The organism is Paenibacillus sp. OK003 (assembly GCF_900109515.1).
GTDB classification, from domain to species: Bacteria; Bacillota; Bacilli; order Paenibacillales; family Paenibacillaceae; genus Paenibacillus; species Paenibacillus marchantiae.
This window is the reverse complement of sequence record NZ_FOBD01000006.1, coordinates 115968-131475: the sequence shown is the minus strand read 5'-3', so window position 1 is coordinate 131475 and position 15508 is coordinate 115968. Positions and strand designations below refer to the sequence as shown.

The following is a 15508-nucleotide window of genomic DNA, read 5'->3' as shown; positions in this document are numbered from 1 at the left end:
GTAGAATTAGACATGAATAATGTCCAATCCATTTATCGGAAATTTCAAGAATTATAAGGAAAATCGGTACACATACAAAAAAATCGGGATATATATGGAATTCCACATATATATCCCGAAGTAATCATATAGACTTCAGAACAACTTATTTCTCTTCCAGATATGCACGAGTGAAGTCAATCGCTCCACTGAAATCAAGTTGTACGCCTTTCAGGTAAGGCTTAGTCAAAGATACGTTAGTGTAGTAATAGATCGGCATTACTGCCATTTCATCTTGAATCAGGACTTTCTCTGCATCAGCAAAAGCAGCCATACGTGTAGCAGGATCAGCCGATTTCACAGTTTCTTTAACATCTTTGTCAAACTGTTCGTTGCTAAATTTAGCATCGTTGTTTGTGTTACCTGTTGTCCACATTTCCAAGAAGTTGTACGGATCGTTATAGTCGGCAGACCAGCCTGCACGTGCTACTTGGAAGTTTTGGTTTTGACGGTTCTCAAGGAATACGCCCCACTCTTGGTTTTCCGTTTTCACGTCAACACCAAGGTTTTTCTTCCACATATCAGCAACAGCAAGAGCGATTTTCGCGTGACCATCACTAGTGTTATAGATCAATGTTACTGCTGGCAATGTTGTGTAGCCTTCTTCTTTCATACCTTCAGCAAGCAATTTTTTAGCTTCTTCTACGTTTTCAGTGAAGTAGTCATCTTTGTGCTCATCACGGAATTCGCCGTTTTCACCGCGGATACCTGGAGGTACAAAGCCGAAAGCTGGAATTTGTCCACCTTGTGTTACTTTGTCAACAATCAATTGACGTTCGATAGCCATTGCAAAAGCTTTACGGATTTTAACGTTGTTAAATGGAGCTTCATTAACGTTGAACTGGTAGTAGTACGTACTTGCAATACCAGTAGCTTTAAACTCGTCCGGCAATTCCGCTTTTACAGAAGGAATTTGGTCGGAAGGAATTTCACCGTTAGGTGCGCCTGTGTAATCCAATTGTCCAGACTTGTAAGCTTGCAGTTCGGAAGCACTGCTGTTTGTCAGGGACATATTAATTTCAGACAATTTAATGTCAGAAGCTGCATGGTAGCTTTCATTTTTCTTCACGACGATTTTTTGACCTTTAGCGTATTGATCCATTGTAAATGGTCCGTTAACGATCATGTTTTTGTAGTCTGTGAAGAATTTGTCATTCGTGTCAGCAGACTTGTGTACTGGGTAGTACGTGTAGAATGCTGTCAGACCCAAGAAGTAAGGTGTTGGGTTCTCCAACGTTACTTCCAGCGTGTGCTCATCAGTAGCTTTAACACCTACTTGAGAGAAGTCTGTGATTTTAGTACCTTTATATGTTTCGTCTTTGCTCAGGTTGTAACCCTCAGCACCTTTGATGTAGTACAATTGGTAAGCATATGGAGAAGCTGTTTCCGGTTTCAAAGCGCGTTCCCAAGAACGTACAAAGTCTTCGGCAGTGATTGCATCACCGTTGCTCCATTTAGCGTCCGGGTTCAGGTTGAAAACATATTTCAAACCATCTTCGGAGATTGTCCAGTCTTTAGCAACGCCTGGAGCTTCTTTACCATCAGCGTCGATACGCACAAGACCTTCATACAAGAATTTCAGTACAGTGTTGGTTTGGCTGTCTTTTGCTTGAGCCGGGTCTAACGTAGGAGGTTCAGCTGACAGGTTAATTTTCAGGACTTGATCTTTAGCAAGACCATTTCCTTCGGTTGCAGAACCAGTATCGGTGTTACCTGTGCCTTCGTTTTTGGATCCGCACGCTGCAAGTACGGTACCGAACGCCAAAATCAGCGTCAAAAGGACTAATAGACTTTTCCTTTTCATCTAACACTTTCCCCCTAAATTGATGTGGTATATGTTTATAGATTATACAACCACCGGTCAAAAAAATCTACATTACTTTTTCAGAAAGTAATGTTTTTTTCAGTTTTCGACAAAATCGACACATTTTTTAGCCCTTTTGCGTTATGTATCCTCACATCTGTTTCATGAAGTATCTAAATAATCCAAATATAGTAAACAAAACATACCCAAAACTCATGATGACAAAAGCCATGCGCCAAACGGCCCGGAACATTCTCCCCCTATCGACCTTACCTTTGAGCCGATTTTGTGCACCTCCGATGAATCCAAGCGCTATTAGTATGAGTATTAGTGTTAAATAAAATCCAAAATTCGAATCAAATGTTAAGTTGAATAACGCCGATACAGAGAATATAAGGAATAAGGTTGTTACATCCATTGCGGAGCGCAGCGCCACACGCTTATCTTTTTTCCATCCAAACATGATCCAATACACAAGAAAAAATGGAAAGAACGGCAGTATGCTCAGCACAATAAAAAATCCCATTAACTCACTCCTTCCGGTTGCATACCTTCAATCAGATGAAGCAGTACTTCATGCATCGGAGCGGACAGGCCACACCGACACGCCATGCTTACGATTTGCCCGTTAATGGATTGCACCTCCGTTTGTTGTCCATGCAGAACATCCGACAGCATGGAAGATGTATTTGAGGCTGTGGAACGACAGACGGAGAGGATTTGTTCCCACACATCCACATCAAGAAGTATTCCGCTTGCTTGGTATACCGCCAATGCCTCATCGTACAGCTGACGCATAAACATGATTCGCTCTTCCTTTGTAATTAACTCACCGTTAGGGATACGCCATATCGCGGTAAGCGGGTTAATGACAGCATTGATTAACAACTTCCTATAAATTAGCTTATCGATTTCATTCGACACTGTACAGCCAAATCCTGCCTGCTGCAAAAGTCCCTGTAAACGAATGGGTTCATTTTGATCCATTGGCGTTAGAGATGAGATACGTACTTCTGCACTTTTGCCCAACCAGGTCTCTCCTATACCTGCACGGATGACTCCATCTTGCTGACGTTTCGCCCCTTCTGTGGTTATGACGCTGTATATATTGGAATGGGGCATATTGGATTGCACATGATCCAGATGCCCAACCCCATTTTGGAAACATGCGATGTTGAGCACTCGCGTCTTCAATGAACCAATTTCACGTATAACATCATGTATCGCTGTCTGTTTCACCATTAATAGTAGCCAATCTCCAGGTGAGTGTTCCCACACTCCGGTTAACTCCGTAATCGGCTTGACCTGGATATGATCAGGTGTAATCTGGATGGTTTTCTCCTGTTCGATGACCTTAAATCCTTTTAAACTCAGTTTCTTCGCCTGTTCAGCCGTTTTGGTCCAAAATCGAACCTTGTTGCCTGCGTCCTGAAGCTTACCTCCATACAAAAGACCCAGTGACCCTGATCCTACAACGTCAATGATCATGCTGCATCCCTACCTCTGCTCCAATAGTTGCTTTTATCTATAATAGAACAAAAACAGTAAACAAAAAACCCATCATACCCGCCGTTATGTAACGGAGGTGTGACGGGCCCTAATCTAATGCTGATCATCAGATACAATTTGCTTTTATTCAATTCGTTCCAGATTCCCGTTGGCATCCATTTTGAATCTCGTTTTGAGTTCCTCTTCTTCTTCTGTCAGAAATGCGAGTCTGCGAGCACGATCCATAATCTGAATCAGTGCTTTGTAATCGTCGTTTACAACACGATAATCAGTCTGAACTTCATTCACTTCCTTAGAAAGACGATCATTCTCGCAACGCAGTTCATGAAGTTCATCCTCTTTTTCACGAAGCTCTTTCTCCAGCATCTTGAGCTGGCGACCGTTTTCCTGCACAGTTCCCTTCCATTGCCGCAAGAATCGTATAACTGCATCAATGGATAGAGAGTCTTCCGAAATACCATCCGCCTTGTACAGATTTTCTTCTGTATCCAGGGTGGACAAAGCTGCTACTTGTGGTCCAAGCAAAGCCGGTTGTTTGCGGAGATAACTCCGTTTTTGTCGTTGAGCCTTAGCATTGCTAATAGCAGACTCATACTTCTTACGTACACAGCTGTTCCAGCGAAAACCGCAAGCGGCAGAAGTTCTGCCTATTTTTTCGCCAACCTCTTCAAAAGCAGCCAGTTGTGTACTTCCTTCCCGAATATGACGCAACGTAACCTCAGCCAAAATCAAATCGTCCTCTGTACTCCAAGCATCCTGTCTCACTGCAGTCATGCTATAATACCCTCCTAACAACATCCTAAAATAACCGTCCCCATAACCGATTTCCCGGTATGTGAATTAGGTATAAAAGCTGCTTCATTCATTCTTATGCCTCTCATAGAGTTCATAGAATTGATTTCATACTAAAATGTATTTCCACATTTATGAGTACTCATACGTTACATATGCAAAACAAACCATACTTTAACTCTTTTAGGCCAAAAAAAGAATTCGCTTTCATATCCAATTTTGTTTACACCTTTTTCCTTTCCCGGTATAATGTTGTGTAGACAATCTATGATCGTACATAGGAGAGGAGGACTTACCGTGGCGCGCATGTTTCGGGTACTCGGGTTCTTCACGCTAGCGATTGGCCTGATGGCTTTTGCGGGAGACCTGGTCGAAATGGCTTTGCTTTTTTTCCTGCAGACTGCGTTTTTTGTCATTTTGGGATATTTGAAATTTACCGAACGTACGTACATATTGCTCTTCTGGGGTTATATGATCGTAACATTCACAGGGTTCAGCTACTGGACCGTATTCCAAATGGATTTGCCGCTCTAATCCGCCAGCAGCATCAAAGCGATCCGGCTAATGTCGGGTTGCTTTTTTGTCGTTTTCAGATTAAATGACTATTCTTTGTGTTATGTAACCACTACGGATATTTCACGTATCTATTTCATATATTGTCTGGAAGAGATAAGCCTGTTCGCATCATATGTAGATATGGAAAGGAGAATGATAGGTGAAACGTCGATACGGCATTCCTGGCTTCATCGTATGTATTATATTTTTGATCCAGATACCTTGGACTTATGCCTACGGAGAACCTTCATCTGAGGAAACACGCGAAATACTGCAACAAAGCCTATCCATCGTCGAAATCGATCATGAAATCGAACGTATTGCAGCCAAACAAAAACAGCTGGACGAACAGCGTCAGACGTTATCCATTCAGCTTCAGGAACAGGAAGACCAGATACATACTCAGCAAGACCGAGCGGGTGCAGTTGTAAGATCCTACTATACCGGGGAGCGTGATAGTCTCCTGATGACGGTACTGGGGGCAAGATCCTTTAAGGACCTGTTCATTCTATACGATTACTATCAGATTATTATTGGCAGGGATCAGGCTGTACTGGACAAGTATCAGGATCGATATCGCACCATGCAGCAAACGTCTGCCCAGATTAATCAGACCTCTGCAGAACTGTCTGAACTCAAAAACAATCTTCAAAATCAACGTGAACGGGTACTTGCATTGCAGAAAGAAGTGGACGGAAAAGTAGCTGCCAGCGGGGATGCTGCAGCCATGCAGAAATTGATGGATGAGTTGACCATCTATTGGGAAAACATTGGCATATACGAGGTCAAGCGATATTTTAAAGCTTTGGCATCAGCTATGCAGAACCTGCCACAGTTTATCCAAGAACAAAACGGAGGAATCTCCACTACCGGAACATCGTACACCATTCGAATTGGACAAGATGAGCTGAATACGTTTCTTCGATCACAGAATCCGATCTTTGAAGACTTCGCATTTCAGTTCGACAAAGATCGAATCACTGCTTCCGGGCAGCGTGATCAGTTGCAATTAAGCATTGAAGGCCATTATACGGTCGAAAATGAACCGCAGAATTCAATTCGATTTCATGTAGATAAACTTGTGTTTAATCAGTTAGAACTGCCTGATACCACACGTCGTATGCTGGAACGAGAATTCGATCTCGGATTTTACCCACAGAAAATTCTGTCGTTTGTCAAAGCCACAGAGGTATCCACAAGTGAAGGCATACTTGAAGTAAAGCTCGCCATTTCATTCTGACGAGCTTTGCAAGGCGATAATGCTTTTGACGTACTGATTAGCCGTGATCTCTCCCGCGAGAAGTTGTTGAATCTTCTTTTGGAAGGCAGAAGTTAGGATAAGGCCATCCGTCATTACAGCCTGTGAAGATTCTGCTGGAAACCAGGATTTTACATCCGTCGTATCATATCTCGTTAGTAGTTTCTGTGACTCAAGATCTAGTTCCTGTTGCTTTGCTGGTAAATAGTTAGCCTGTTGGTACCACTCCGACTGCACAGAAGAAGTAGTCATTCCTTCAATCCAGCGGCTGGCCTCTTCCGCCTCAAGTGAGCCAGCTGCGATAACAAGACTTCTTGATCTTAGAGGTTCCAGCGCACTGAAAGCTATTTTCTCCGATGAATCCTGTTTACCTGCTACACCTTGATTTACGCTCAACAAACGAGACAGCAACGTTACTACCATAGGAGCCTCCGTTTGTTCACCAGAAGCAGAAATCGTCGGATTTATCGATTCGACCGTAATATGCGACTGGATCAGATCCAGCAACTGTATGGTATGATGGTACGCCTCCGTTTGCGAAGAAGTTTGCGCTTTCTTAATTTTGTCGGGGGCCATGCCTGGCTCAAACTGATTCAACCACGCACTTACAGCGTGCAGATCATTCAAATTTAGACTTAATAAATCCGTTCCGTCTTCCGTTGCTTGTTGTACAAGTTTGACCCACTGCTCCTTATTTTCGGGTAAACCTGCCAAACCGGCTTCGTCCAGGAATGGGGAGCGAGCTGCGAGTACATAGGCGTCAAGATCAAACGGCATCCCCCATTGGTAACCATTCCACTCTGTCATTTCCCGCAAGCCAACCACCGTTCCTCCTAACGACTTGGACAGCGTTGTACCGTTTAACGGATACAGATGTCCTTTTTTGGCATGATATTGAACTTCCGCACTATCCAGAAGAATAATATCGCCGCTCTCCCCTACCGAAAATTTATTATCAAGCACTCGCTTATATGTATCCGGCTCCAAATTCCGAAGACTGATTTCCACATGTTGAGAAGTCGCTACTTCATTAGCCATTCTTTTAAACAACTTAAAGTCGGCCTCAGTCATCGAGACTACAATCTCTAGCGGGGCATGTTGGTCCTCGCTGCGCGATGACGTGTTGGGAAATGCATCTTTTTCCGTGTCTCGTTCCTGATTAAGCTGTGAACCTCTAAAATCAAAGCTGGGAGACAGAATCGTTAACGAAAGCAGCAGTACTGCGAACAAAACAACCTGATGTCCACGCTTCATTAACTCCTCCTCCTCGCCCCTAATTTTTTCCTGCAACATTCATTGTAACAAATAAGTAGTGCTCTTGTCCTATCCTGCCAAAAAACAGTTTTCCGATATTTTGCATACTTCGAGCATAGCGAGTTCTGTGCAATAACTGATTTTTATTTTTTCAGCAAAAAACCGGCTCCAAGAGCCGGTTCACTAGAAACATTTTCCGGGAAATAAATACCGTTACCTTACAATAAATCCGCTGCAAGCTGAGCCAACTTGGAACGTTCTCCTTTTTCCAGCATAATGTGTCCGCTGATTCCCTCTTGCTTGAATCGCTCCACAATATACGTCAAACCATTACTTGCTGAATCCAGATAAGGGTGGTCTATTTGCTCAGGGTCACCCATCAAAATAATTTTACTGCCTTCGCCTACCCTCGATACAATGGTCTTCACTTCATGTCGAGACAGGTTCTGCGCTTCATCGATAATAATAAACTGTCCTGGTATAGACCTACCCCGAATATACGTGAGTGCCTCAACCTGAATACTGCCAAGACCCATCAAAATTTTATCAATGTCGCCTGCTTTTTTGGTATCAAACAAAAATTCCAAGTTATCATAAATCGGCTGCATCCATGGTCTCAGTTTCTCTTCTTTCTCTCCAGGGAGATAACCGATATCTTTCCCCATCGGCACAACCGGACGGGCGATCAGCAGTTTTTTGTACTTATGATCATCCTCCACTTTCAGCAAACCCGCAGCAAGCGCCAATAAGGTTTTCCCCGTACCCGCCTTTCCTGTAATCGTGACAAGTGGAATGTCATCATTCAGAAGCAGTTCTAGGGCCATACGCTGTTGCGCGTTACGTGCACTGATGCCCCATACATTATCATTACTCAGGAAAAGGGGTTCCAGCTTCGTTCCCTCTGTGTTTACTTTGAGCAAAGCCGATTTATTGGTTCCCATCTCATCCTTGAGAATTACAAATTCATTCGGGTAAAGCGAATAAGACAACTGTAACGGTTTGATCGGTAGAAAGCGATATGTGTAAAACTCATCAATGACCGAAGGATGAACCTTGAGGGCAGTGTAGCCTGGATATAATTCACTGAGACCTGCCGTGCGATCTGATAAGTAATCCTGTGTGAAAAGACCGAGTACATCCGCTTTGATACGAACAAGCACATCCTTGCTGACCAGAACCACCTGTCGCTCGACAACCTCTTTCTCATTTTCCTCAATCTGATAATTCAGCGCGACGGCCAAAATCCGATTATCGTTGGACACTTCACCAAACATTTCCTGTACTTTCACAAAACTGCGGTGATTCAATTCCACTTTCAGATTGCCTCCATTAGCCAAAGGGACGCCACTGTGCAGATGTCCCAGTTCACGCAACCCGTCAAGAAGTCTCGATACATTTCGGGCATTACGGCCAATTTCATCGGCATTTCTTTTTTTGGAGTCGATCTCCTCCAATACAACCGCGGGAATGATTACCTCATGTTCCTCAAAGGCAAATATGGCATTGGGGTCATGCAGCAGCACGTTCGTATCCAATACAAAAATCTTTTTCATTCAATCCCCTCCAAAGCGGCGTCGTTAAAGGCATGGATAAGTGTGATCTTTCAGCAGCGGCATGGACAATCATGCTCCCATACATAAATGTATTCGACTAGGACAAAATAATTGTCAACCATTCTGAAAAACTCCAGGAAAGGATGAACATTTATGAAATATTGGGTTTGCACGCTGCTTCTGATCTTTATACTTACAGGCTGCAACAGTTCTACACGTAATGCCTCGCAGCAGCAAGGTCAGCATGCCAAAGGTTACGGAGGAAATGTTACAACTCAGCAAGATCAACGTAAAGGATCTCACATGCTCAATACTCAAGAAGATCGGTTGCACCCTTCAGCTGTAGACCATCTGACCGAAAATACGGGTGAGGTTCATGAGAAAAACGTCACGGACAACACCAAGGCGGCTCGGATGCCAAACGATAAAAGGGTCACCCACCTCAAAACACTTGCCAAGCAAGTGGAAGGTGTCAAAGATGCCAACTGTGTCATTCTTGGCAATACTGCCGTAGTTGGCATTGATGTTGATGGTGAACTGGAACGCGCACGAGTAGGTACAATTAAATACTCAGTGGCTGAAGCCCTTCGCAAAGATCCAGAAGGTGTGGATTCCATTGTTACCGCAGATGCTGATGTCACCGAACGCATTAAGGAAATTGGTGAGCATATTCGTCAAGGTCATCCCATATCCGGTTTTGCTTCAGAACTCGCTGACATGGTGGGCCGAATCATTCCCCAACTCCCCAAAGATGTCAAAGTCCGTCAAAATCCGGATGAACATGTAGGACGTGAACAACAAATGCAGCAGCTGCATTCTTCTGACAAAAGACAACAAAAAGCCCAGTGATCTCTCACTAGGCTTTTTTCATTGCAGTAAAAACCTGCTCATCTAATTTCTCAGCAGCACGCTGATCATATATTTTGACAAATTGAGGCACAGAAGACAGCTGGGCTCCATAAAAAAGGGCATTCCTTACCGCTTCGATGGAAATGTCGAAACAGCACATATTAAACGGAACATCCTGTAACGGATTTTGTCGTACGGAAGCACGTCCGTTCACCGCATACACCATCTCTTCTCCAAAAATGGTGACGGTAATAGCCGGATTCTCGATCATATTGTTCACGAGACGTGAACGATGATCAATCGCCACACGAAGAGTAGAAGCATTCTCCGCATAAATCCAGGAGATTGCTGTTGATGTCGGACCTCCAGATTCAATGTCCACGGTGCTCAAGAGCACAAAAGTTTCGTTCTTGAATTGCTGTAAAAGAGATTCAGTCAATTGTGTGACGGCTTCGGACATCCAACCAGCCCCCTAATCTTCTTTATGCAATTCTTGAATTGTTGTTGAGGATATTATAGCATACCATCAAACGTGCTTCCAATCCCAAAAGAATGAATGTTACTCGGCTGTTGGAGATGCTGTTACTTTGCCTGAAAGTGTATCCTGCAACGCCTGTTTAGCATTAGCCAATTCAGTTTCGTTGATATATACATATGGACTTCTCCACTCTCCGGTTACAGGTGTGTAGTGCACATCCGTTTTGGAAATATTCCAATAGGTCGAAATAAAGTTCTTCATTTGCTCCGATTCTACATCTGTTGTCATGTTGTCGTCAACAGCACCAATCACTTTACCAATCTTCGTGATGCCTCCCAGTGATTTCAACTGGTCCAACATGGAATTCAACACCTGGTTCTGACGTTTATTTCGGTCAAAGTCGTTGGATTCATCTGTCTTCGGCTTACAGTTCGATTTACGATAACGGACAAAATCAAGTGCTTCTTTGCCATCCAAATGCTGTGCACCAGCCACCAGGTTAATATCCGTGCCATCGGCCGTATCTTTGTAACACATGTTTTTATCCACGGTCACATCCACGCCACCTACAGCATTAACCGCATCCCGGAACGCTTGAAAATTCAGTACTGTCGTATAATTGATATCCACATCCAGATATTTGCCCATCATTTCTTTCATTTGATCCTCTGCATTTTTGCCAGAGGTTTTTTCTTGGGCTTTAAACTTAGGATAATAAGAATTCAATTTATTCGCCTTATAACCATCCAACTGAATACGGGTATCTCGAGGTAAAGATACAATGGTTGCCGTCTTGGTCTCCGGATTCAGAGAAGCTACCATAACCACATCCGAGAGATACGTACCTGTTTCGGGACGGTTATCCGTACCTAGCAGCAACATCGTAATGGGTTTGGTTTTCGCTGACATTCCAGCCGGTACTGGCTTGTCAATGCCCGTATCAGCTACCTGATTGTATACCCAATAGAGATATCCGCAGCCTACCACAATTGCAATAACCAATAAACTTAAAATCAGTCTGCCAAAGGTTCGCATCTTTTTCTTCTTCTTTGGTTGCTTGCCTTTGCCGTTCTTCGATCCAGAAGCGCCGGATTGAGTCGGTGCCTGTCTCCGTGGAGGCAGTCCGTTCGAATTCGAGTTCATATCTTCAACACCTTTATCACATCTGTTTTGGCCTATATATAAGACAACCGCTTTCCCTAAGGAAAACGGATGGTCTATACTATACAGAATTTATGAGTTTCGAGCGGCAGCTTCCGCTTTTTTCTTTTGACGACCTTCAATAAAATAGCGCACTCTCACTAACAGCATCAAACCAACAGCCACCAGCAAACATTGAATAATTGGCAACTTGTCGATTTGAAAAACAAGAAGCATGAATGTGCCCATCGCCATCAATATATAGAGAACGATTTCCTTACCAAGTGGCAATTTCTGACGTACCCGAAACACCTTGTTATATACGTAAGTAATCAATACAAAGATGACGATGTAGGCTACGATCGGGTTTGATGCGAACCATGCTTGCATGCACAGCCAGCTCCTTTCGTGTTCATGCTAGATATAAGTTAACTGGTTGATGGAACCACACCAACAACATAAATTACAAAACTCTGCATGTGACCGTTTCGGATTCGGATCGTTCTTTCGGTCGCTGTTATCCCCAGATTTTTTTGATCCATTTCTCAATGGTAAAATCCGGGGATAAGCGTATGCTTCCGATGTAGCTTTCTTTCAGAAAGCTTTCAGGCGAACGCTTCGCTCCTACAGAATCGATTCCGAATCCTCCACTACTTTAGCGGGTTGTAATCAACGTCGATGGTGTATATGTGTTCCATCAAACGTTAACTTATATCATTTATTTTAGTTGTAGTTAGGTGTTATTTTGTAGCCATTTTGCGTTGTTTTTCTGCACGCTCACGCTCGGATTTGTTCAGGATTTTCTTACGGAGACGAATAGATTTTGGTGTAATCTCACAATATTCATCTTCATTCAGATATTCAAGCGCCTGTTCCAACGAGAAGATAATCGGAGTTTTAATTTTAACCGTATCATCTTTACCAGAAGAACGAACGTTAGTCAGTTGTTTTTCTTTGCAGATGTTAACAACGATATCATTGTCACGTGTATGTTCACCAACAATCATACCTTCGTAGATTTCAGTACCCGGCTCCAAGAAGAGCGTACCGCGATCCTCAACGCCCATCATGCCATAGAACGTAGATGTACCAGTTTCAGTTGAGATCAGCACGCCTTGGTGACGTCCACCTACTTGACCGGATACTACTGGAGCGTAGCTGTCAAATGCATGGTTCATTACACCATAACCACGAGTCAATGTCAGGAAGTTGGTGCTATATCCGATCAAACCACGTGCTGGAATCAGGAACTCCAGACGAACTTGACCACTACCTGTGTTGACCATATTAACCATCTCTGCTTTACGTGCGCCCAGGCTCTCCATTACGGAACCCATGCTTTCTTCAGGGATATCAATCAACAAGCGCTCTAGAGGTTCCATTTTCTTACCGTCAACTTCTTTAACGATAACTTCCGGTTTGGATACTTGAAGCTCATATCCTTCACGACGCATATTTTCAATCAGGATACCTAAGTGAAGCTCACCACGTCCAGAAACGACAAATGCATCCGGGCTATCCGTTTCGTCAACACGAAGGGATACGTCAGTTTCCAATTCTTTGAACAAACGCTCACGAAGTTTACGGGAAGTTACCCATTTACCTTCACGACCTGCGAATGGACTGTTGTTCACAAGGAACGTCATTTGCAGTGTAGGCTCATCAATTTTCAAAACTGGAAGTGCTTCTGGGTTGTTCGGATCAGCGATGGTTTCACCAATGTTGATGTCCTTGATTCCTGCAATCGCAACGATGTCACCTGCTCCTGCTTCTTCCGTCTCAATACGTTTGAGACCCTGGAAACCGAACAGTTTCTCGATACGTGCAGTTTTGCTCTTACCATCACGCATAATAACCGTTACCGATTGTCCTTGACGGATCACACCGCGGTTAACACGACCAATGGCAATACGGCCAAGGTATTCATTGTAGTCCATCAAAGTAACGAGGAATTGAAGTGGTTCTTCAACATTTTCGGTAGGGTGTGGGATATGACTAACGATGGTATTGTAAATTGCCATCATGTTGTCATCCTGTTTTGCAGGATCATTATCCATGCTGGATGTTCCGTTCAATGCGGAAGCATATACAACAGGGAATTCAAGTTGTTGATCGTTGGCACCCAGTTCAATGAACAGGTCCAGTACTTCATCAATAACCTCAGTCGGACGAGCCGCTGGACGGTCAATTTTGTTTACAACAACGATTGGTGTCAGGTTGTGCTCCAAAGCTTTACGAAGTACGAATTTCGTTTGCGGCATACATCCTTCGTAAGCATCAACAACGAGCAAAACGCCGTCAACCATTTTCATGATACGTTCCACTTCACCACCAAAGTCGGCGTGTCCTGGTGTATCCACAATGTTAATCAAGTAATCTTTATAGGTAATAGCTGTGTTTTTGGCCAGAATCGTAATACCGCGTTCACGCTCCAAATCGTTGGAGTCCATTGCGCGCTCCTGTACCGTTTCGTGATCACGGAAAGTACCGGATTGCTGGAGCAACTTGTCGACGAGCGTTGTTTTCCCGTGGTCGACGTGGGCAATAATCGCAATATTGCGAATGTGTTCTCTTGAATGCATGGTTTGTATCCATATCCTTTCCAATTTCAATTCTTATCTACTAAACTTCCCGCAAATTCGCAGGTTACTCACCCAAAATAAGCGTCGGTGATATCCCGACGCATGCCTATATCCCTTATATTATAGTTGATCATAGGTAAAAATCAAGATATTTCGCTTGAAAGACCACTGGGAATGTTACCAGCCTCTCCCTTGGCGTCCTCGGCCAAACAGCAACCACATCCCGCCTACAATCAAAATTACCGCCAGCACATAGATAATACCGGTGTGAAGCAGTGTAAATCCGAATAAAATAATTGAAAGGATGCCAACGCCCAATGCCACCGGAAGTACCATTGCGGGTCTTCGATGATCAGCCAGTGCATATTCAAGCAAACCAACAGCAATCCCCAGCAAAAATGCAGGCCACAGGTTGCTCATCAATCCGCTGCCCCATGTATTCGTGATTCCGAACAACAGACCATAGACGGTTAATATTCCTGCTGGAACGAGTGACCATGATGGCGTGAGCCTTGCATAATATAATGCATGAAGAGCAATACCAGGCAGCAAGATGAGCAAAGGCCAGAAGTGCCGTCCAATAAAGCCAAACACACCAAGTTTGCCGAGTAAAATGATTAAACCTGCAACAAAAATAAATACTCCGATTGCTTTTTCATTTCTCATCCTCATCTACAATCACCTCTTAATAACATTTGGCTATGTACCCCGTAAGATAAACTATAAGCACACCATGATGACTGACTGTTCCCAGCCTTCTTCTAGTGTAGCCGATGTGTATGCAAAAAACTACACTTTATGTCGTACTTCGCCTCTCTCCATTATCCTGTATTACCCTAAAATGATCGGTCTATGACTTATTCAAGTTCGCCCATTTCTTCTGAACAAATAAATACAGCAAAAAACTGCCCTTTACGGGCAGTTCGCCAGAAAATTCACATTTCCATTTGCTCAAATCAACTTACACGTTTCGACGAACAAACTTGTGCGCTCCTCCAATCGCAATTACAAGACAAGCCATAGCTACAGGCAGCAGTGTATGTGCCTCAGCTGCCAATCCACCGAGCCACTGTCCCAGCTTCGGATCATTCATCACCATCTCACCTGCTGTGAAGGCCAGAATACCTGAACCGGCAAATACCAGAATCGGAAACCGCTTCAACAAACCGACAATTAATCCGCTGCCCCACACCACAATCGGAATACTTATGGCAATCCCGATGACCGTGAGCGCCAAGTCCCCATCCGCCAGCGCAGCAATCGCGAGAACGTTATCCAGACTCATGACAAAGTCAGCAATCAAAATCGTTTGGATCGCTTTCCAGGTCGTGGACGCTTTACGAATATGTACTTCATCTTCATTCTGAAGCAGCAGCTTGACGGCAATCCAGAGCAACAGCAGACCACCAGCCGCCTGAATAAAAGGAATGCCCAACAGCAGTACGGCTGCAAAGGTTAACAAACAACGCAAAACAACCGCGCCGAAAGCCCCCCACCAGACCGCCTGCTTGCGCTGTCTCGCGGGCAAATCCTTGCTTGCGAGGGCAATAACCACCGCATTATCTCCACTCAGAACCAGATTAATCATTAATATTTCGGTCAACAGCCACAGCGTATCCATGCTTCTCATCCCCCCACTCTAACTTGTATGTCAAAGTTGTCCATGCTATTCTTAAACGTTGAACAAGCTTTCTC

Annotated in this window: 15 protein-coding genes; 3 read left to right on the top strand and 12 right to left on the bottom strand. The window is 43.9% G+C overall.

Annotation, left to right across the window (positions count from 1 at the left end; all coding sequences use genetic code 11):
- Positions 1-145: 145 nt before the first annotated feature.
- The 4 genes from BMW94_RS10815 to BMW94_RS10800 all read right to left on the bottom strand — a co-directional run bounded on the left by BMW94_RS10815 (position 146) and on the right by BMW94_RS10800 (position 4126).
- Positions 146-1843: a peptide ABC transporter substrate-binding protein gene (locus BMW94_RS10815; RefSeq protein WP_090998173.1), complete on the bottom strand. Its 1698-nt coding sequence runs from the start codon at positions 1841-1843 to the stop codon at positions 146-148.
- 151 nt (positions 1844-1994) lie between these two features.
- Positions 1995-2369 carry a DUF3397 domain-containing protein gene (locus BMW94_RS10810; RefSeq protein ID WP_090998170.1) on the bottom strand — a complete coding sequence of 125 codons (375 nt, stop codon included), beginning with the start codon at positions 2367-2369 and terminating at the stop codon, positions 1995-1997.
- Complete coding sequence (locus BMW94_RS10805) at positions 2369-3331, bottom strand: ketopantoate reductase family protein (RefSeq protein ID WP_090998167.1); 963 nt, start codon at positions 3329-3331, stop codon at positions 2369-2371. The genes BMW94_RS10810 and BMW94_RS10805 overlap by 1 nt, the downstream gene beginning before the upstream one ends.
- 144 nt (positions 3332-3475) lie before the next feature.
- The gene (locus BMW94_RS10800; RefSeq protein WP_063567002.1) at positions 3476-4126 is read right to left on the bottom strand and encodes an RsfA family transcriptional regulator; all 651 of its coding nucleotides are present in this window, start codon (positions 4124-4126) and stop codon (positions 3476-3478) included.
- Between the two features lie 315 nt (positions 4127-4441).
- Here BMW94_RS10800 and BMW94_RS10795 point away from each other — a divergent pair, with 315 nt between their 5' ends.
- Both BMW94_RS10795 and BMW94_RS10790 read left to right on the top strand, forming a co-directional pair.
- Complete coding sequence (locus BMW94_RS10795) at positions 4442-4678, top strand: DUF2626 domain-containing protein (RefSeq protein ID WP_053781237.1); 237 nt, start codon at positions 4442-4444, stop codon at positions 4676-4678.
- Between the two features lie 181 nt (positions 4679-4859).
- A complete protein-coding gene (locus tag BMW94_RS10790; protein WP_090998164.1) occupies positions 4860-5939 on the top strand; it encodes a coiled-coil domain-containing protein in 1080 nt (359 codons plus the stop codon).
- Here BMW94_RS10790 and BMW94_RS10785 read toward each other — a convergent pair.
- Positions 5931-7211, bottom strand: coding sequence for an extracellular solute-binding protein (locus BMW94_RS10785; protein WP_090998163.1), 1281 nt, complete (start codon positions 7209-7211; stop codon positions 5931-5933). The genes BMW94_RS10790 and BMW94_RS10785 overlap by 9 nt on opposite strands.
- Positions 7212-7429: 218 nt before the next feature.
- Entirely contained in the window at positions 7430-8764 is a 1335-nt protein-coding gene (locus tag BMW94_RS10780; RefSeq protein ID WP_024628438.1) for a PhoH family protein, read from the bottom strand.
- Positions 8765-8917: 153 nt separating this feature from the next.
- Here BMW94_RS10780 and BMW94_RS10775 point away from each other — a divergent pair, with 153 nt between their 5' ends.
- A complete protein-coding gene (locus BMW94_RS10775) occupies positions 8918-9613 on the top strand; it encodes a YhcN/YlaJ family sporulation lipoprotein (protein ID WP_090998160.1) in 696 nt (231 codons plus the stop codon).
- A gap of 7 nt (positions 9614-9620) precedes the next feature.
- Here the strand turns inward: BMW94_RS10775 and BMW94_RS10770 are convergent, their stop codons facing one another.
- The 6 genes from BMW94_RS10770 to BMW94_RS10745 all read right to left on the bottom strand — a co-directional run bounded on the left by BMW94_RS10770 (position 9621) and on the right by BMW94_RS10745 (position 15434).
- Complete coding sequence (locus tag BMW94_RS10770) at positions 9621-10073, bottom strand: pyridoxamine 5'-phosphate oxidase family protein (RefSeq protein ID WP_063567005.1); 453 nt, start codon at positions 10071-10073, stop codon at positions 9621-9623.
- 99 nt (positions 10074-10172) lie between these two features.
- Positions 10173-11234, bottom strand: coding sequence for an LCP family protein (locus tag BMW94_RS10765; protein WP_090998158.1), 1062 nt, complete (start codon positions 11232-11234; stop codon positions 10173-10175).
- A 90-nt stretch (positions 11235-11324) separates the two neighbouring features.
- Positions 11325-11621: a YlaH-like family protein gene (locus BMW94_RS10760; protein WP_053781242.1), complete on the bottom strand. Its 297-nt coding sequence runs from the start codon at positions 11619-11621 to the stop codon at positions 11325-11327.
- A 350-nt stretch (positions 11622-11971) separates the two neighbouring features.
- A complete protein-coding gene (typA, locus tag BMW94_RS10755; RefSeq protein WP_063567007.1) occupies positions 11972-13813 on the bottom strand; it encodes a translational GTPase TypA in 1842 nt (613 codons plus the stop codon).
- Positions 13814-13990: 177 nt separating this feature from the next.
- Complete coding sequence (locus BMW94_RS10750) at positions 13991-14485, bottom strand: hypothetical protein (RefSeq protein WP_090998155.1); 495 nt, start codon at positions 14483-14485, stop codon at positions 13991-13993.
- 289 nt (positions 14486-14774) lie between these two features.
- Positions 14775-15434, bottom strand: coding sequence for a TerC family protein (locus BMW94_RS10745; protein ID WP_063567009.1), 660 nt, complete (start codon positions 15432-15434; stop codon positions 14775-14777).
- Positions 15435-15508 lie beyond the last annotated feature (74 nt).

Coding starts and splice junctions, on each gene's coding strand:
- BMW94_RS10815 (WP_090998173.1), bottom strand. CDS start 1,843: ATGAAAAGGAAAAGTCTATTAGTCCTTTTGACGCTGATTTTGGCGTTC.
- BMW94_RS10810 (WP_090998170.1), bottom strand. CDS start 2,369: ATGGGATTTTTTATTGTGCTGAGCATACTGCCGTTCTTTCCATTTTTT.
- BMW94_RS10805 (WP_090998167.1), bottom strand. CDS start 3,331: ATGATCATTGACGTTGTAGGATCAGGGTCACTGGGTCTTTTGTATGGA.
- BMW94_RS10800 (WP_063567002.1), bottom strand. CDS start 4,126: ATGACTGCAGTGAGACAGGATGCTTGGAGTACAGAGGACGATTTGATT.
- BMW94_RS10785 (WP_090998163.1), bottom strand. CDS start 7,211: ATGAAGCGTGGACATCAGGTTGTTTTGTTCGCAGTACTGCTGCTTTCG.
- BMW94_RS10780 (WP_024628438.1), bottom strand. CDS start 8,764: ATGAAAAAGATTTTTGTATTGGATACGAACGTGCTGCTGCATGACCCC.
- BMW94_RS10775 (WP_090998160.1), top strand. CDS start 8,918: ATGAAATATTGGGTTTGCACGCTGCTTCTGATCTTTATACTTACAGGC.
- BMW94_RS10770 (WP_063567005.1), bottom strand. CDS start 10,073: ATGTCCGAAGCCGTCACACAATTGACTGAATCTCTTTTACAGCAATTC.
- BMW94_RS10765 (WP_090998158.1), bottom strand. CDS start 11,234: ATGAACTCGAATTCGAACGGACTGCCTCCACGGAGACAGGCACCGACT.
- BMW94_RS10760 (WP_053781242.1), bottom strand. CDS start 11,621: ATGCAAGCATGGTTCGCATCAAACCCGATCGTAGCCTACATCGTCATC.
- typA (WP_063567007.1), bottom strand. CDS start 13,813: ATGCATTCAAGAGAACACATTCGCAATATTGCGATTATTGCCCACGTC.
- BMW94_RS10750 (WP_090998155.1), bottom strand. CDS start 14,485: ATGAGGATGAGAAATGAAAAAGCAATCGGAGTATTTATTTTTGTTGCA.
- BMW94_RS10745 (WP_063567009.1), bottom strand. CDS start 15,434: ATGGATACGCTGTGGCTGTTGACCGAAATATTAATGATTAATCTGGTT.